A 16,681-nucleotide genomic window follows, 5' to 3' on the forward strand; every position below is an offset into this window, starting at 1 on the left:
ACGTTTCTAGCTCCGGTGATCTGTCGATGGCCGGTTAACGAGAGAGCCTCGTTCACCGGACCATAAGGAACAATCCGCTGACGATGGCAAAGCCGAGAACAGCGATCCGAAGGCCACGGCGGCCGATGCGGCCATGCACGTGCCTTGAGACCGCGCTTCCGAGCAGAACCGCCGGCGTCAGGTAGAGGGCGACGAGCAGTTGCTCTGACCCAACGCGCCCGGATATGGCCAGCACGACGAGGGACATGACCTCGCCGACGAAGAAGCAAAGGGCCACCGTTGCCCTTAGCACCGGCGCCTTGGCATGCTGGTAGAGCAGCGCAAGCGGCGGGCCGCCGATACCCGTGGCAGTTTCGGTGACGCCCGTAAACAATCCGACCCCGAGCGCACTCGGCCTGTTCGGCGTGAACGGCGGGGCTATGAGCGCGGTGACGGCTGCGACCACCGTGAACACACCGACGGCAAGATCCAGTTGTTCGATCGAAAGCGCTGCCAGCAGCCAAAGGCCAGCAAACGTTCCCGCGAAGCGTCCGATCGTGATCCAGGTCGCGCCCGACCAGTCGACATGGGCACGCTCTCGCGCCGCCACATGCAGATTGAGCGGCAGCATCAGCAAAAGCAGGGTCACCGGCAGAAGATCGGGCTTCAGCATACCGACGATCGGCGCGACGATCAGGGCAAAGCCAATGCCGAGCGCCCCTTGAATGAAGGCCGAAACGAATGTCACGGCAGCCAGAACGGCAAGAAGACCAAAACTCATCGGTATTGTCCAAGGCGGCGATGTGCTTCGGAGAGCGGATGAACGCGCTGGATCGGAGCTTCGGCAATGGCGGTCGCCGTTTCGCCTCTCACCTCTTCGAGCAGCGCCCGGGCGTCCCAATCAATCGGCCAGCCTTGCCAAAGCCGAAGCTTGCCGCTGGTAAAGACCGCGTCGATCTGATCGCGATTGCCGTAGCGGACAAGCTCCCATGTCAGATCGTGCGAGGGGGTGAACTCGGGCCGATCGAGATCGACGAGCAGGAAATCGGCGGCAAGACCTTCGGTGATCGAGCCGGTCACATGAGACAGGCCTGCGGCGTCTGCGGCGCCGGATGTTGCCCGGTCGAGCCACAGCCAGCCACCGCCGCAGGAAGAATCCCCCGTTGCAAGACCAAACCCCGCGCGCTGAAGGCCCTCGGCCGCGTCCATCAGTCGGAACGCGTCGGCGCGGGTTCCGTCCGTTCCGAGCCCGAACCGCATGCCGAGCGCTGCCATTTGCAGGGCTGGTGCGACGGCATTCCCCTTCCACAGGGTGGCAACGGGGTTGTAAGCGACAGCCGTGCCTGTCTCGCGCAAAAGATTGAGTTCATGCGGCGTGACGAGCGTCGAGTGCGCGAGAAGCACCTGAGGGCCAAGAACGCCCAGATGCGCCAGGTGCTCGATCGGTCGCAATCCTTTCGCTGCCAACGAGCGTTCGACGGCAACAAGGTGTTCGTTGACATGGGTCTGGAACACCACCCCGGACGCGGCTGCCAATTCGGAAACCGCTTTGAGCATTTCGTCAGTTGCGGCCTCCGGGATCGAAATCGCCAGCGAGGGATGGATCAGCAGGTCCTGCCTGTAGGTGGAGACGTGCTCTTCCGCCTGGCGCAGGATGATGCCGGGTTCGGCGATTTGCGCACTTCCCGAAAGATCGTTGCAAATAAAGCCGACGACGCTGCGAAGCCCCACCTCCCCTGCGGCCCGCACCAGAGCGCCGACATGACCCTTTGAGCGGGTGCCGGCATCGACGGCGGTCGTGAACCCCCCACGCAGCGCTTCCAATGCGGCAAGCTTTGCCGAGAGATAGACCATGCGCTCGTTGAGACTGCCTTCCAGCGGCACCCAGATCCGCCGGAAGATTTCCGACGGTTCTCCAAAGACGAGGGCCTTTCCAAGCGACTGGGTCAGGTGCGTATGGGTATCGACGAAACCGGGCATCAGGAGATGGTTGGGCAGGTCGATCGGAACAATCTCGGGGAAGTCCCGGGCGATCGCTTCCACCGTGTCGATCCGGTGGAACGTACCGTCGCGCACGACGATGGCTTTTCCGGTGCGCGGGCCATCCGGCAGAAGAACCTGCCCTGGGCGCAGCATGAGGTCGCCGGCAGTCGATAGTTGTTGGCGGATTGCGCTCACTCGCTTGCTCCTTGAGTGGTGGATTGCAGGGGCGCCGCCGCAATTTCGGATCGTCCGGCTTGGCCCCAATGTGAAAAGATGGCGTTGACGACGACGCCGGTGATCGTGCCTGCGGCAAGTCCGTTGCCGAGGATCATCTGCGTCCATTGCGGAAACTGGCTGTAGACACCGGGCACCAGGATCGGCAGCAGACCCATCGAGAGGGCGGCCGCGAGGGTGAACATGGGGCCATGTTCGCGCAGATCGACGCGACGCAGGAGGTCGATCCCGATGACGCCAATAATCGAAAAGACGATGACTGCCGTGCCGCCGACGACGGCCTCAGGCAAAGCCGTGGCCATCCGACCAACCGGGGCGAAGAGCGCGATGAGAACGAGGATGGCGCCCGCCATCGCGGTCACATAGCGAGACTTGACGCCGGTCGCGCGCACGATACCGACGTTCTCGCCGCTGGTGATGATCAGCGATGTGCCGAACAGGCCACCGACGAGCGACATCAGTGCATCGCCGCGGATGGTCGAAGGCACGATCGCATGGGCATCTCCCCGGCGGCCGACGATTTCAGCCGTCGCGATCGTCTGACCGGTCGCCTCCGCCATGGAAATGATCGAGAACACGATCAGCGGAATGGCTGCGACGAGGTCGAACTTCGGCATGCCGAAGGGAAATAATTGCGGAACGGCGATGACCGGCCCGGTGAACACACCCGACAGATCCATGTGGCCGATGGCGAGCGCGACGAGCGCACCGCCGACCAGTCCGAGCATGACGGCGAGCCGCTGGAGCGTTCCGGAAAAGACCCGCGCGGCAGCGACTGTAAGGATGATGGTGATCAGTGCCAGTCCGACCTCGACGGGCGCTGCGAAGCCCTCGCTGCCAGGCTTTCCGGTGATGGTCACGCCATAGATGCGCACAAGATTGACGGAGACCAGCAACAGCATCGTTCCAACGACGATCGGCGGAAAGTAACGCAGCAGTCTGCGGAAGACCGGCAGCGCCAAAAAGTAAAAGAGAGCCGTTACGATGACGGCACCGACGGCTGTCTGGATGTCCGTCTGCTGGGCGATCGCCAGAAAGATGGCAATTGGCGCGCCTCCCGGCACCATCACGAAGGGCAGGCGTGCACCAAACCCCTTTGGCCCGAAACTCTGGAGCATCGAGCCAAGGCCACAGACGAAAAAGGTTGCGCTGATGAGCGAGACTGTCACCGCGTCCGAAAACCCAAGGGCCTTGCTGACAAGAAAGACGGCGGTGATGGGAGACGCGGCCATCACCAGCACGTGTTGAAGGCCAAACAGGAACAGGCTGCGAAGCGGCAGCCCCTCATCGACCGGTTCGACCACTCCATTCAATTCACTCTGCATGTTTTCCTCCTCCCGGCCTCCTCAAGCCGCTATGCAAATCGTTTTGCATGCGCATCCACTAACACACAATTGCGCCTTTGCAAATCGTTTTGCTTCGGCGCGATCGGCGTGATAGAAGACGGTCATCGGAGGGCTGATGGGAAAACTTACTATCGCCGACCTTGCCAAGGCGGCTGGAGTCTCGGTCACGACTGTTTCGCACGCGTTCAGCGGCCGACGTTACGTCGAGCCGGAAACGCGCAAGCGCATCGAAACGCTGGCGCAGGAAATGGGCTATCGTCCCAACCACCGTGCGCAGCGTTTGCGCACCGGCAGAGCCGGATCTATCGCACTGGTTTCATCGATGCCCTTTGCGGTGGCCGCCGGACCGTCGAGACTGGGCTTCCTCATGGAAATTGCTGCTGCCGCCGCCGTGACGGCTTTTGCCAGGGGTATTTCCCTTTGCCTCGTTCCTCCGCTCGGGCCCCGCGACCGCCTCGACGCGCTTGAGGTGGACGGCGCCATCGTGGTGGAGCCGGAACGAGACGACCCGGTGCTGGATTTCTTTTCGTCCCGCGGGACCGAGGTCGTGTGCATCGGGCGTGCGCCCGGCCGAGACGATCTTCCGTTCGTGGATTTGCAGAGCGCCGCAACGGCGCATCTGCTTCTCGATCACCTGCTTGCGGGCGACGGTCAGGTCGGCTTGATAACGGGTGAACAAAGGCGCAATTCCTATATCGAGATGGAGGCTGTGTATGCGCAGCGCATGGCCGGAAGCGGCTTTACGCCACGCGCCATCCGCATCGACGAACAGGGGGGCGAAGAAGCGGCAGCAATCGCAGCCGAAAGCTTGCTGCGCGCCAATCCCTCCATCTCGGCCCTTTGCGTGCCGGTCGACGCCTTTGCGACAGGCGTTCTCAACGCGGCCCGCGCCACCGGTCGCCAGATCCCGCACGACCTTCGGATCGCGACCCGCTATGACGGCATGCGCGCCAAACTCGCCACCCCTCCGCTGACCGCAGTTGATCTGCACCTTGGTGAGGTGGCAGGAGCCGCAGTCAACCTGCTCTTGGCGCAATTGGAGCAGGCGAACGTCGAACCAAGTGATCTCTCGCCACCGGGTCTGATCCTGCGACCCTCTTCGATCATTTCGTGTGATACCATCTGAGGAAGGCTCAAGCCGAGAGCGCGATGGCCGGACATCCGCGCGGCCGCGTTTAACGTCGTGACTGTCGCGCCGTCGCCATTGCCGCCTTTATCCACGGTCTAAACGGCCCCTGGTATGAAGGAAGAAGGTCCGGCTCAGCAAATTAAGTTTTGCCAACATGCGCGATTGCCGCTAAGGCAGGCGCTGGATATGGTGCTCCGGCAAAACGCAGAGCACTCAGCTGACGAGGATGACTATGGCAACCGGTACCGTAAAGTTTTTCAACCAGGACAAGGGTTTTGGCTTCATCACGCCTGACAATGGCGGACCGGACGTTTTTGTCCACGTGTCGGCGCTTGAGGGCGCAACGTCACTGCGCGACGGTCAAAAGGTCAGCTATGAACTTGGCCAGGACCGCAAGACCGGAAAATCGAAGGCCGAAAACGTCAGGTCAGCCTGAACTTCGGATACCAAGCTTCGGGAATTCGCTTGATTGCATTCCCGCACTTTCCCGGCCGCGCCAGCGGCCGGGAAATATTATGATGTCGTCTCGCGAGGCCGTCGGGTCCTCCTTTTTCCAGACGATCCCAACGCACAAAACGGGAACTGAGCGCATAATTCTGGTCCGGCTAACTTCTCTGAAGCTTCCGGCTCACCCTCGACACGCACGCCACGCGCTCTGGCAACGTTCACACCACCGGATATGGCCGGTTTCCGGGTCTCCCCGTCGTCGCCTTGCTGGCGATCGTCGGCCAGTCATTCCAGTCCGTCGCCTTTTGCGATCGAAAGCTGCCGAGAGAAACGCCTGCAACACAGATTTCTCGCCCATCCGCTCCTTGTTCAAGCAGCATTCGGCAGAAATCGCGGTTTCCCTTGCAATACTTGCCTTGAGGGGTGTCAAGCGGTGTGCCTGGGAAGCCCAGAGTACATACGACGCCGCCCGTCCCCGCAAACCAGAGGCAGCCAGAAAGTTACCGGCAGATTTCGAGCCGACGAACAGGGTGCTGCGCTCACCGTAGCTGGTAAGCGGTTTGCCGGCGACCTGCGCGCCGATTGGCCGATTGACGCCAAGGGGACCCTGGCGCTTCCTTTGCGACGCCATGAGAAACGCCATATCATCTTCGTATAGAGCGGCGCGCCCCACATATTGTACCCGGACGGACGCTGTCCCGCGGCGCGTCATATCCAGCATCTCTGCTGCCTTGCTGGAAATATCGATCAAACGCCCTTTGTGGTTTGCGACGATAGAGCTTCCAACCACCGGCTCAGTTGAGCGCCGAAGCGACCGTCAGCAAGCCGACCAGACCGCAGGCGCTGCCAGACAGCTGTGTGCAGTCAAAACACCCTTCCTTCCCTCAGATGCGTGGTCGTGCCGTTCAGCAGGTAGTCGCCCAGCACACGCGACTTATGCAGGAGCGGGTTGTGGTTGAGAACGGTGCGGATGTTGCGCCAGTGCCGATCGAAGTTGTTGCCGCGCGAAGTCGCCGAGCCGCCGCCGAGCTCGAACATGCGCTCAGCGCTTCGCAAGCCGAGCTGGCCAAGAACAAGCTGCGCTCGCGCTGTCGTCAGCGCGCTCTCGATCAAGGCGTCCTCGATCTCGGCATCGTTGCTGCTGCCCAAGGCGGCAACCGTCCGGTCGAGCGCAACCGCGGCGGCGGCAACCGCCGTGTCGATCGCGAAGGAATTGGCGGCGATTTCGCCGATCACCTGCTGCACGAACGGATCCTGATTGGCCGTTTCGGCGCTGCTGTGGGCGGCAGATCGCGCTTGGCTGCGGACATAGGCAAGGCCGTCCGAAAGGACGTTGCGCACCGCGCCGGCAGCACTTGCCGCCAGATGCAACTGGCGCAGCGTCGAGCAGTGGCGACCGACGAGATTGTCGAGGGCGCGCCGGGCCAATTCGTGCGGGAACACCTTGACATTGTCGAGGATGACGCCGCCGCTGGCGGTCAGGCGCTGCCCCATGCCATCCCAATCGTCAAGAATTGTAATGCCCTGCCGGTCGACCGGCAGGAGAACACCAACGGCCTGCCCCTCCTCGTCCAGCGCGCTGAACGAAGCGAAGTCGGCAAAGGCTGTTCCCGTGGCATACCATTTGCGGCCGTTGAGCCTGTAGGTGTCGCCCTTTCTGGCGATCGTCGTCGTCACCTGGCCGGGGCGAGCCGTGCCTTGCTCGGTATGGGCGCCGCCAAAAAGCTTGCCGCCCAGAATAAGCTCGACTGCACCGGCATCCCGCTCACGAGGCTCGCTGAGGATAACGTTTTCGACATAGTTGAAATGGGACCGGAGCGCGTGGGCGACGTTGGAATCGGCAGCACCGATCGCCGCGATCATCTCGATGTAATCGGCAACAGAACCGCCCGGCCCGCCGAGCGCCGCCGGGATGCGCAGGGTTCCAAGTTCCAGCTCGCGGAAAAGCTTGAAGGCTTCGAAGGGAAGTTGACGCGACAGGTCTCGTTCGGACGCGCCCTTGGCGACTTCGGCCACGAAGCCGGGAATGCGCGCGAGAAGCTGCGCGCGTGTTGGGCGGGAAACAGTCAGCACCTTGGTTATCGTCACACGTCAACTCCGACCCTGAAGAAAAAGAGAGTGCAGCCAGGGTCCGCTCCGGCTGCACTCGCGCCTTCGACGACTACGTCGTCGAGATCATTTACGATTGCCCGTCGAGATAGATGCCTGCCCCATTGCTCCAGAGATGCTCGACGCCGAGCTTCAGGTTCTTTACCCGCTTGTCGTAGACGGTGATGACAGCCGGGGTGACGATGTCGAGCGTCGGCAGATCCTGAACCACCAGTTTCTGGAACTCGTTGAAGAGCTGCAGGCGCTTCTTCGGATCGATCTCGACGGCGGCCCTTTCGAGCAGTCGATCGACGTCCGGGTTCGAATACTTGGAGCCGTTGGTGAAGGGCACGCCCGGCTTGAAGTTCTTCGACCAGTAGAGCCGCTGAACACCGACGGTCGGGTCGTAGAGGTTACTCATGCCTTCAATGGCGATATCGAAGTCGCGATCGGTGAAGACGCGTTTGACGAAAGTCGCAAAGTCCTGGGTTCGCAGCTCTACCTTGATGCCCACTTTGGCAAGGGCCTGGGCGATGTATTCCGCGGTCTGCTTGGGAGGACCGGAAGGCTGGGTCGGATCGATGAACAGCTTGAAGCGGAAACCGTCGGCCCCCCGCGCATAACCTGCCTCGTCGAGGAGCTTTTCGGCCTTGGCCGGGTCGAACTCGTATTTGGGAAGGTCCGGAGTGTAGAACTTCGCGAGATCCGGGCTGACAGGCCCGTCGAGCCGCGTTGCATAGCCGAGGTAGACGGTATTGACGATGAAGTCCTTGTCGACCGCGTGCGCGATCGCATGGCGCACCTTGATGTCGGCAAGATACTTGTTTTCGAGATTGAACTCGGCGCGGGCGATGCTCGGCGAATAGGGCGCCGGATCGGTATCGACGACGAGGTTCGGGTTGGCCTTCAGCCGGTCGATGTCGGTGAGCGGCAGGTTGGCCGTCGAGACCTGCACCTCGCCGGTCTCGATCGCAGCGACGGCTGCCGCCGGATCGATGATGAAGCGGAAGATGATCTGATCAAGGTAGGGCTTGGGCGAACCCCAATAGTCCTCGTTGCGCACGAAAAGCGCATGGCTTCCGCGCACCCATTCGACGAACTTGTAGGGGCCGGTGCCGACAGGCGCGACGTTGTGCGGGTTTTCCGCAATCTTTGTGCCTTCATAGAGGTGCTTCGGGACGATTGGCGCCTCGAAGCTTGCAAAGGCGGTCAAAAGGTAGGGAGCCGGCTTGGCAAGGATCAATTCGACCTCATGCGAATTGAGAATATTGGCCTCCTTCACATGGGCAAAGGTCGCCCGGCCACGTGGGTGGTTTTCCTTAAGCGCCAGGATCGAAAAGGCGACGTCTTCAGCCGTGAAATCCTTGCCGTCGTGCCAACGGACACCCTGGCGCAGCTTGAACCAGTAGCGCAGGCCGTCTTCGCTGACCGTCCACTCGGTGGAAAGCAGCGGCTGAGGATTGAAGTCCTTGTCATAGGTGAGCAGGCTCTCGGTCGCCTTGCCGCTGATGTAGTAGGCAGCGCCGGCGCTATGGGCGATAAGGACGAGAACTGGCGGTTCGGTGCCGATGTTGATCGATACGCTGCCGCCGCGCGGCGGCTCGTCTGCCGCGAGCGAGGGCACCGGCAGCATTGGAACGGCAATCGCGCTCGCCAGCGCAACGGAGGAAAGGAGGAACGCGCGCCGCGTCGGCTTGAAAGTCCCGTTGTGTCTTGCTGTCATCTGAGTATCCCCTAGCAGGCGAAGCACAGGCAACGCCGATTTCTCCAGCACCCCTGTCAGGGTGTTAGCCAGACTTTATAAAATCTACTATATTTATCGAGATAGTGTAATTCTAAAGTCCAGGGCTTTTCTGAAAAAAGCTACTCAGGCCGAAGCCTTTGCCGGACCGGCGATGTGCACGCAGACAGGATGAGTGTCTGCAAAAGCCGCCTTGGTGGATGAAAAGTTCCCGAAGGGCCCATCGCACGACAATCCATCCCAAGATCGGTCGGCAAAAAGCAATCGACAAAATACATATGCTAAATAGATTATTGCGATCTGCGCGCCCAGCATTCTGAAGGAGTTCTCCATGCGTCCCGAATTCATCGGCCATACGTCCAACAGGGAAGGGTCCGACATCGTGCCGGCCTCCGGTCCGGTCATCGACAAGACCTATATTCGCAATCACGTGCAGGCCGCGGAGGCCGCCGGCATCGATCGTCTGCTGATCGGCCAGTTCGCGCAATGGCCCGACAACAACCAGATCGCCGCCTATGCCTTCAGCCAGACCGACCGGATCGGGGCGCTGCTTGCCCACCGACCCGGCCTGATGGCCCCGACACTCGGCGCGCGCCAGCTTGCCACCCTCGATCAGTTCTCCGAGGGCCGCTTGTGGGTGCATATCATCACCGGCGGATCCGACACGGACCAGGCTCGCGACGGCGACTTCGAGGATCACGACACCCGCTATGCCCGCACCGACGAGTATCTGCAGGTGCTGAGGAAAGTCTGGGAGAGCGATCAGCCCTTCGATCACGAGGGGCGCTTCTACAGGTTCAAGGGCGCCTATAGCCAGGTAAAGCCGTTCCAGAAGCCCCGTATCCCGATTTCCTTCGGCGGTTCGTCCGATGCGGCGATCGCCGTTGCCGGTAAGCACGCCGATATCTATGCGCTCTGGGGCGAACCGCTCGACGGCACACGGGAAACCATCGGCAAGGTACGCACAGCGGCGATTGCCAATGGTCGCGCGGCAGACGATATCCGCTTCACCCTCGCCTTTCGCACCGTCGTGGCTGAGACCGAAGACGCCGCCTGGGCAAAGGCGGCCGATATCCTCGAGAAGGTCAAGTCACAGGTCGCGCGCTCGGCCGGCGGCAACGGCGAGAAGCTGCCATCTAACGTCGGTTCTGTTCGCCTGCGGCAGGCGGCCAGCCGCGGCAAGGTGCTGGACAAGCGGCTCTGGACCGAAGTCGCAGAAGCGAGTGGCGCCGGCGGAAATTCGACAGCTCTTGTCGGGACACCCGAACAGGTCGCCGACGCCATCCTCGACTATTACGACGCGGGCGTTTCCAACTTCCTCGTTCGTGGCTTCTACCCGACAGAAGATACCGTCACCTATGGGCGTGATGTCGTGCCGCTGGTCAAAGCTGGCATTGCTGAACGCCAAGCGAGAAAGGTTGCCGCCGAATGACCGCTCCGCTCGATATCGTCGACATCCATGCCCATCTCTGGCCGCCAGCCTGGCGTCCCGGAGGCAAATACGAAAAGCCCGCTGGCGCATTTTCGCCGGAGATACATCGAAAGATCACGACGCCTCAGGCGCTGGTCGACGAACTTGAACAAGGCGGCGTGTCGCTCGCTGTGGTCACGGCGACGATCGAAAGCCTCTTCGGATTGGAGGCAAGCATACCGCTTGAAGCCGTCCGGGAGGCCAACGACTGGCTTGCGACGCTTTCGCGCGAGCATTCTACCCTCACCGGATTTGCCGTCGTCGATGCCTTTGCCGGCGACGAAGCGGCCCGCGAAGCCGAGCGGGCAATCGTCGAGCTCGGTCTTTCAGGACTGGTGATTGACAGTTCACGCGCCAGCAAGTTCATCGCCGATCCCGCCGTCCGCCCCACGCTCGAAGTTGCGGCGCGCCACAGGGTTCCGGTTTTCGTGCATCCCGTTGCCCACCCGGACGCCGGCGTTCTGATCGACGGCGCCGGCAATCTCGGTAACTCGCTCGGGCGTGGATTGATGAACGGCGTCGCCTTCCTGTCGGTCATCCAGTCTCCACTACTCGAGGAACTGCCAGACCTGCATCTGGTCTTTGCAACGCTCGGTCTGGGCGCAATTGTCCAGGCGGCACGCGGCGGCATCTATGCTCGCTCTGCCAGGGAAGCGGGGCGACGGCCCAATATCTACTTCGACACGATGGGGCATGATCCGGACATCGTACGCACGCTGACAGGCTTTTTCGGCGCGGACCGCGTGCTTGCCGGCACGGACTGGCCAATTCTTCCTGCGCTCGATGCGCACGCGTTGCGGCAGAACTTGGAGCATGCGGGGCTAAGCGATCAGGAGGCACGTCTCGTTGCTGGCGGCAACGCCCGGCGCCTTCTCGGCTTCAGGCACCAGTAGGCCGTAGCTGCGGAATAGTCACGCGCAAAACGAAGCCCCGGATCGATGATCCGGGGCTCTTTGCAACAGGATGGCACTGGTCGGGAGGTACCCAGCCAGGACCCTCTCAAGCGACGCGCTGCGAGCGGGCGAGCGGGATGATCTCGGCTTCGCCCGCGCCGGACCGCGGCTCACGGCCTTCGAGCGGGTGGCCCGGATCCGTGAAGCCCGGTGTCGACGGATGACCGGGCGCGACCAGGCGATCAACCAGCGCCTCGTCTTCCGCATCGAGCTTGACGTCCAGCGCGCGGATATAGCCATCCCAATGCTCTTCCGTGCGGGGCCCTGCGATGGTCGAGGTGATCAGCCGGTTGTTCAGCACCCAGGCGAGCGCGAAATCGGCGGCAGCAATTCCCTTGGCCTTCGCGTGTGCGGCAATCTCCTTGGCGATCGCCACCGACTCTTCGCGAAACTCCACGTCATGCATGCGCTTGTCGCCGCGTCCGGCGCGGGTATCGGCAGCTGGCGCTTCGCCGGGATTGTACTTGCCCGTCAGAACGCCGCGGGCGAGCGGGCTGTAGGACACAGCACCCAGTCCATAGGCTGCAGCCGCCGGCAGCTGCTCGGCCTCGGCGGTGCGGTTGACGATGTTATAGAGTGGCTGGCTTGCGATCGGCCGATCGATGCCGAGCTGGTCGGCGAGATGGGCGACTTCCGCAATGCGCCATCCCCGGAAGTTTGAGACCCCGAAATAGCGCAGCTTGCCGGCCTTGATCAGGTCGGCGATCGCCCGCACCGGCTCTTCGAGCGGCGCATCGAAGACGGCGCGATGAAAGTAGAGGATGTCGATGTAGTCGGTGCCGAGATTGCGCAGCGAGTTTTCGACAGTCTGATAGACCCATTTGCGCGAATAGCCCCCGAGGTTCGGCCCCTTCGCACGCGAATTGACGAACTTCGTTGCCACCACCCAATGGTCGCGGTTGGCCTTGATGCCGCGCCCGACCACCTCTTCCGACTTGCCGTCGTGGTAGACGTCGGCCGTGTCGATGAAGTTGATGCCCTGCTCGCGTGCCTTGTCGATGATGCGGAAGGCAACGTCGTCAGGCGTCTGGTTGCCGAACATCATGGATCCGAGCGTCAGCGGCGACACTTTGAGGGCGCTGCGCCCAAGATAGCGATACTCAACCATTCAAGTTCTCCATTTCAGTTGATCTGGTCCGCGACATGACAGGCCACCTGATGGCCCGGTTTGATGGCGCGGAATTCGGGTTCGGTGACGCGGCAGAGGTCCGTCGCCAGCGGGCAGCGGGTGTGGAACCGACAGCCCGACGGAATGTCGCTCGGGCTCGGCAGATCGCCGCCAAGGGGAGCCGCCTGCCGCGGCCGCGAGGGATCGGGAGCCGCAGCCATCAAAGCGCGCGTGTAGGGATGGCGCGGGTCCGACCAGAGCGTCTCATTGTCGGCGCTTTCCACGATCCGGCCGAGATACATGACCAGAACCCGGTCGCAGAAATAACGCACCACAGACAGGTCATGGCTGATGAAAAGGTAGGAAAGACCGAACTCCTTCTTCATCTCCACCAAAAGGTTCAGGATCTGCGCCTGGATCGACAGGTCGAGCGCCGATACGGGCTCGTCGCAAACGATCAGGTCCGGGTTGAGCAGCAGCGCGCGGGCAATGCCGATCCTTTGCCGCTGGCCGCCCGAGAATTCGTGCGGATAGCGATTGATGGCATCGGCGGGCAGCCCGACCTTGGAGATGATGCCGGCAACGGTGTCACGCCGCTGCGCTCGGCTGCCGGCCCTGTGCACGATCAGAGGCGCCTCCAGGATTTCACCGATCGTGTGGCGCGGATTGAGCGACGCGAAGGGATCCTGAAAGATCATCTGGATCGACTTGCGCACGTTCCTGAGCCGACCCTGGTCAAGTCTCGTGATGTCTTCGCCCTTGAATTCGATCCGCCCCTCGGTCGGATCGACCAGGCGCAAAAGCGTCTTGCCAAGCGTCGACTTGCCACAGCCGCTTTCGCCGACAAGCCCGACGGTTTCACCGCGCCCGACCACGAGATCGACGCCATCGACGGAGCGCAAGAGACCGTCGCGCGTCTTGTAGTGTGTCTTCAGATCAGAGGCTGAGATGAGCGGCATCGGGCACGGCCTTGAGGGACGAAGTGAACGGGCAGGCAACGAGCCTCTCCGGCGTCTGAGCAATCAGCGGCGGCACCTGATGGCCGCAGCTCGCACGCGCCTGGCGACAGCGCGGCCTGAAGGGACAGCCGGCCTCGCCGGCCGCCGAGACGATCGACCCGGGGATCTCGGTCAAGCGGCCGCTCAGATAGTGAAGGTCGTTCTTTAGCCGTGGCGAGGCCGAAAGCAGCCCGCGCGTATAGGGATGCAGCGGATCGTTGAAGAGATCTCCGGGCAAGGCCTGCTCGACCTTGCGGCCGGCATACATGACGACGACCTTGTCGGCCCATTGCGCGACGACGCCGAGGTCGTGGGTGATCAACACCACAGCCATCTGAAGCTGGCGCCTGAGCGTGTCGAGCAGGTCGAGCACCTGCGCCTGGATCGTCACGTCGAGCGCCGTCGTCGGTTCGTCGGCGATCAGCAACTTTGGCCGGCACGCAACCGCCATGGCAATCATCACCCGCTGGCGCATACCGCCCGACAGCTGATGCGGATAATCGTCGACCCGCTTTTCGGCGGCAGGAATACGCACGAGCTTCAAAAGTTCGATCGCGCGTTCCCGCGCCGCTCGACCTGAAAGCTTCTCGTGCACCTTCAGCACTTCGCCGATCTGCCGGCCGATCGACATGACCGGATTGAGGCTCGTCATCGGCTCCTGAAAGATCATGGCGATGTCGCGCCCGCGCAGCTGCCGCATCTCGCGCGCATCGAGCCCCAGAAGATCGCGGTCGTCAAAGACGATGCGGCCGCTGGTCACCCGTGCTGCGCGCGGCAGCAACTGCATCAGCGCGAGCGCGGTCAACGATTTGCCCGAACCGGACTCGCCGACGATCGCCAGCGTCTCCCCCGCCCCCACCTCGAACGAGAGATTTCTGACTGGCTCGGCACGCGGAAAGCCGATGGTGAGGTCTTCGACCTGGAGCAGCGGCGCCATCGTCAGCGATCCCCAGTGAAGCGGGGGTTAAGGGCATCGTTCAGCCCGTCGCCGATGAGATTGAGCGCAAGCACCGTAAAGACGATGGCGAGGCCCGGAAGGGCCGTCAGGTACCAGGCGGTCCGGACCAGTTCGCGACCGGTACCGATCATCGAGCCCCAGCTCACGACATTGGGGTCGCCGAGACCCATGAAGGAAAGTGCGGATTCCATCAGGATTGCGGTGGCGACCATGACCGATGACGTCACGATAATCGGCGGCAGCGCGTTGGGCAGGATCTCGCGGAAGATGATCCGTCCATGGCCAAAGCCGAGACTGCGGGCGGCCATGACGAAATCCTTCTCTCGGATCGCACGAAACTCGGCCCTGGTCAGCCTTGCCACCGTCGGCCAGGAAATGACCGCGATCGCAAGCGTCACCGTTGATGCCGAGGGTTGGACGATCGCGACCAGAACGACGAGCAGCACGAAGCTCGGCAAGGTCTGGAAGATCTCGATCAGCCGCACCAGGAGATCGTCGATCCAGCCACCGAAGTAACCGGCGATCGCGCCGACGATCACGCCGAAGGTGAGACCGAGCGCTGTTGCCATCAGCCCCACGAACAGGGAAATGCGCGAGCCATGCAGGATGCCAGCGAGCACGTCGCGGCCGAGCGCGTCCGTGCCGAGCGGGAAAGCCGGATCCTGGCCCGGCCACAGGAACGGTTTTCCGACCATCGACAGCGGGTCGTCGGGATAAAGCACTGGAGCCAGCAGCGCGACGGCGATCACAAGCGCAAGGAAGGCCGTTCCGAACAGGGCATTGGGGTTGGCCAGAAAGACCTTGAGGGCCCTTCGCCCATTGGTAATGGCGACCGCAGTGCTCTGCTGGGAGCGCGCATCGGGCGCCTTTACGTTGGACCAGGACGGGCGCTCCGGCGCGGTAGCCTGCTCGCTCGTGGCAGGAGCGGCATAGGCGCCGCCCGTAACCGCTGGGAAAGCTCCGAAGTCGGTGGCGGACATCAGCGCGCTCCAATTCGAGGGTCGAGCCAGGCGTGGACAAGGTCCACCGTGGCATTGGCAATGATGACGAGAAGTGAGGACAGAAGCAGGATGCCGAGGAGCACGGTGAAATCCCGGCCCATGACCGCCTCGAAAGCGAGCCTGCCAAGGCCCGGCCAGCTGTAGACGGTTTCCACCACCACGGCGCCGCCGAGCATGCCGCCGATGTGCATGCCGGCCATGGTCGTGATCGGGATCAGCGCGTTTCGCAAGATATGCCTCGCGGTGACGCCATAAGGCGTCAGCCCCTTGGCATAGGCGGTGCGGACAAAGTCCTGGTTTTTGACTTCGAGCATGGCGGCGCGCGTCAGCCGCGCATAGATCGCGACGTAGAAAAGCGCGAGCGACGTTGCCGGGAGCACCATGTAGCGGGCCTTGTCGAAGAGCGCCGGGAACCCTTTCAGCTGGGACCCGATCGTGCCTGCACCGCCGGTCGGCAACCAGCCGAGCTTGACCGAGAAGAGCACGATCAGCATCAGGCCGATCCAGAAACTCGGGATCGAATAGAAGAGCAGCGAGAAGATCGACAAAAGCCGATCGGGGATCCGCCCCGCAAACGTCGCCATCAGCGATCCGAGGATGACACCGAGGACGATCGCGATGACGAGTGCCACCGCCATCAGCGTCAATGTTCCGGGCAGGCGCTGCGCAATCAGGTCGGCGACCGGCATGCCGTAGCGCGGGGAAAATCCAAGGCTGAATTGCGCGAGGTTGCCGAGATAGGTGGCCAATTGCTCGAGCACCGGACTATCCAGGCCGAAGCGGGCTCTCAGTGCCGCAACGCTTTCTTCGGTCGCCGAACCCGCCTCGCCGGCAAGCACATCGGCCGCGTCGCCGGGAGCCAGCTGCAAAAGGAAAAAGTTCAGGATCACAATTCCAAGGATCGTTGGAACTGCCTGCAGAAGCGTTCGTCGAAGCGTTCGCGCAATTCTGATCAGCACCGGCATCGATGTCGCCTCTCCGTTTGGCTGTCCGCCAACAGCGAACCTTCACCTCGGCCTGACCTTGTCGCCGCGGATGATTTTTATAGTTGACTAATTACATAGGCTTTGTCAAATCTGTTTTAGTAATTTCACCCTGAGAATGACCATTAGCAGGAACGCCATTCCTACAATATGTCGTGAACGGCGCCAATTTGGGAACTCTAATCCGAAATCAGTACAGCTAATAGCAATGGCCGACTAGGAAGAGCCACTCCAACGAAAAACGCTTCCCGGCACACCCCAT

The 16,681-nt window shown here is 62.2% G+C and carries 14 protein-coding genes; 4 read left to right on the forward strand and 10 right to left on the reverse strand.

Annotated features, from left to right (window positions below; genetic code table 11):
* Positions 1-52 precede the first annotated feature (52 nt).
* Genes ASD63_RS13150 through ASD63_RS13160 form a run of 3 tightly spaced genes read right to left on the reverse strand, consistent with a single transcriptional unit; the run spans position 53 to position 3,521 of the window.
* Positions 53-760, reverse strand: coding sequence for a sulfite exporter TauE/SafE family protein (locus ASD63_RS13150; RefSeq protein ID WP_060529475.1), 708 nt, complete (start codon positions 758-760; stop codon positions 53-55).
* On the reverse strand, positions 757-2,157 hold the full coding sequence (locus ASD63_RS13155) for an amidohydrolase (RefSeq protein WP_060529476.1): 1,401 nt from the start codon (positions 2,155-2,157) through the stop codon (positions 757-759). The genes ASD63_RS13150 and ASD63_RS13155 overlap by 4 nt, the downstream gene beginning before the upstream one ends.
* On the reverse strand, positions 2,154-3,521 hold the full coding sequence (locus ASD63_RS13160; RefSeq protein ID WP_060529477.1) for a uracil-xanthine permease family protein: 1,368 nt from the start codon (positions 3,519-3,521) through the stop codon (positions 2,154-2,156). The genes ASD63_RS13155 and ASD63_RS13160 overlap by 4 nt, the downstream gene beginning before the upstream one ends.
* Positions 3,522-3,657: 136 nt before the next feature.
* Between ASD63_RS13160 and ASD63_RS13165 the strand changes: the two genes are divergently transcribed.
* A complete protein-coding gene (locus tag ASD63_RS13165) occupies positions 3,658-4,668 on the forward strand; it encodes a substrate-binding domain-containing protein (protein WP_060529478.1) in 1,011 nt (336 codons plus the stop codon).
* 235 nt (positions 4,669-4,903) lie between these two features.
* Positions 4,904-5,107, forward strand: coding sequence for a cold-shock protein (locus tag ASD63_RS13170; protein WP_034791723.1), 204 nt, complete (start codon positions 4,904-4,906; stop codon positions 5,105-5,107).
* Between the two features lie 875 nt (positions 5,108-5,982).
* Here ASD63_RS13170 and ASD63_RS13175 read toward each other — a convergent pair.
* Both ASD63_RS13175 and ASD63_RS13180 read right to left on the reverse strand, forming a co-directional pair.
* The gene (locus ASD63_RS13175; RefSeq protein WP_060529479.1) at positions 5,983-7,206 is read right to left on the reverse strand and encodes an acyl-CoA dehydrogenase family protein; all 1,224 of its coding nucleotides are present in this window, start codon (positions 7,204-7,206) and stop codon (positions 5,983-5,985) included.
* A gap of 91 nt (positions 7,207-7,297) precedes the next feature.
* A complete protein-coding gene (locus tag ASD63_RS13180; RefSeq protein WP_060529480.1) occupies positions 7,298-8,929 on the reverse strand; it encodes an ABC transporter substrate-binding protein in 1,632 nt (543 codons plus the stop codon).
* A gap of 349 nt (positions 8,930-9,278) precedes the next feature.
* Here ASD63_RS13180 and ASD63_RS13185 point away from each other — a divergent pair, with 349 nt between their 5' ends.
* Both ASD63_RS13185 and ASD63_RS13190 read left to right on the forward strand, forming a co-directional pair.
* Positions 9,279-10,379: an LLM class flavin-dependent oxidoreductase gene (locus ASD63_RS13185; RefSeq protein WP_060529481.1), complete on the forward strand. Its 1,101-nt coding sequence runs from the start codon at positions 9,279-9,281 to the stop codon at positions 10,377-10,379.
* A complete protein-coding gene (locus ASD63_RS13190; RefSeq protein ID WP_060529482.1) occupies positions 10,376-11,311 on the forward strand; it encodes an amidohydrolase family protein in 936 nt (311 codons plus the stop codon). Before ASD63_RS13185 ends, ASD63_RS13190 begins: the two co-directional genes overlap by 4 nt.
* A gap of 106 nt (positions 11,312-11,417) precedes the next feature.
* Here the strand turns inward: ASD63_RS13190 and ASD63_RS13195 are convergent, their stop codons facing one another.
* The 5 genes from ASD63_RS13195 to ASD63_RS13215 are packed head-to-tail and all read right to left on the reverse strand — an operon-like array spanning position 11,418 to position 16,401.
* Positions 11,418-12,479 (reverse strand): aldo/keto reductase, encoded by a 1,062-nt coding sequence (locus ASD63_RS13195; protein ID WP_034791585.1) that lies wholly within the window; start codon positions 12,477-12,479, stop codon positions 11,418-11,420.
* A 14-nt stretch (positions 12,480-12,493) separates the two neighbouring features.
* Positions 12,494-13,438, reverse strand: coding sequence for an oligopeptide/dipeptide ABC transporter ATP-binding protein (locus ASD63_RS13200; RefSeq protein ID WP_060529483.1), 945 nt, complete (start codon positions 13,436-13,438; stop codon positions 12,494-12,496).
* Positions 13,416-14,414: an ABC transporter ATP-binding protein gene (locus ASD63_RS13205; protein WP_060529484.1), complete on the reverse strand. Its 999-nt coding sequence runs from the start codon at positions 14,412-14,414 to the stop codon at positions 13,416-13,418. Before ASD63_RS13205 ends, ASD63_RS13200 begins: the two co-directional genes overlap by 23 nt.
* Before the next feature lie 2 nt (positions 14,415-14,416).
* Entirely contained in the window at positions 14,417-15,415 is a 999-nt protein-coding gene (locus tag ASD63_RS13210; protein WP_060521255.1) for an ABC transporter permease, read from the reverse strand.
* Entirely contained in the window at positions 15,415-16,401 is a 987-nt protein-coding gene (locus ASD63_RS13215) for an ABC transporter permease (protein ID WP_034791577.1), read from the reverse strand. Before ASD63_RS13215 ends, ASD63_RS13210 begins: the two co-directional genes overlap by 1 nt.
* Positions 16,402-16,681: the final 280 nt, after the last annotated feature.

The organism is Ensifer sp. Root558, from assembly GCF_001427045.1.
Classification (GTDB): Bacteria; Pseudomonadota; Alphaproteobacteria; order Rhizobiales; family Rhizobiaceae; genus Ensifer; species Ensifer adhaerens.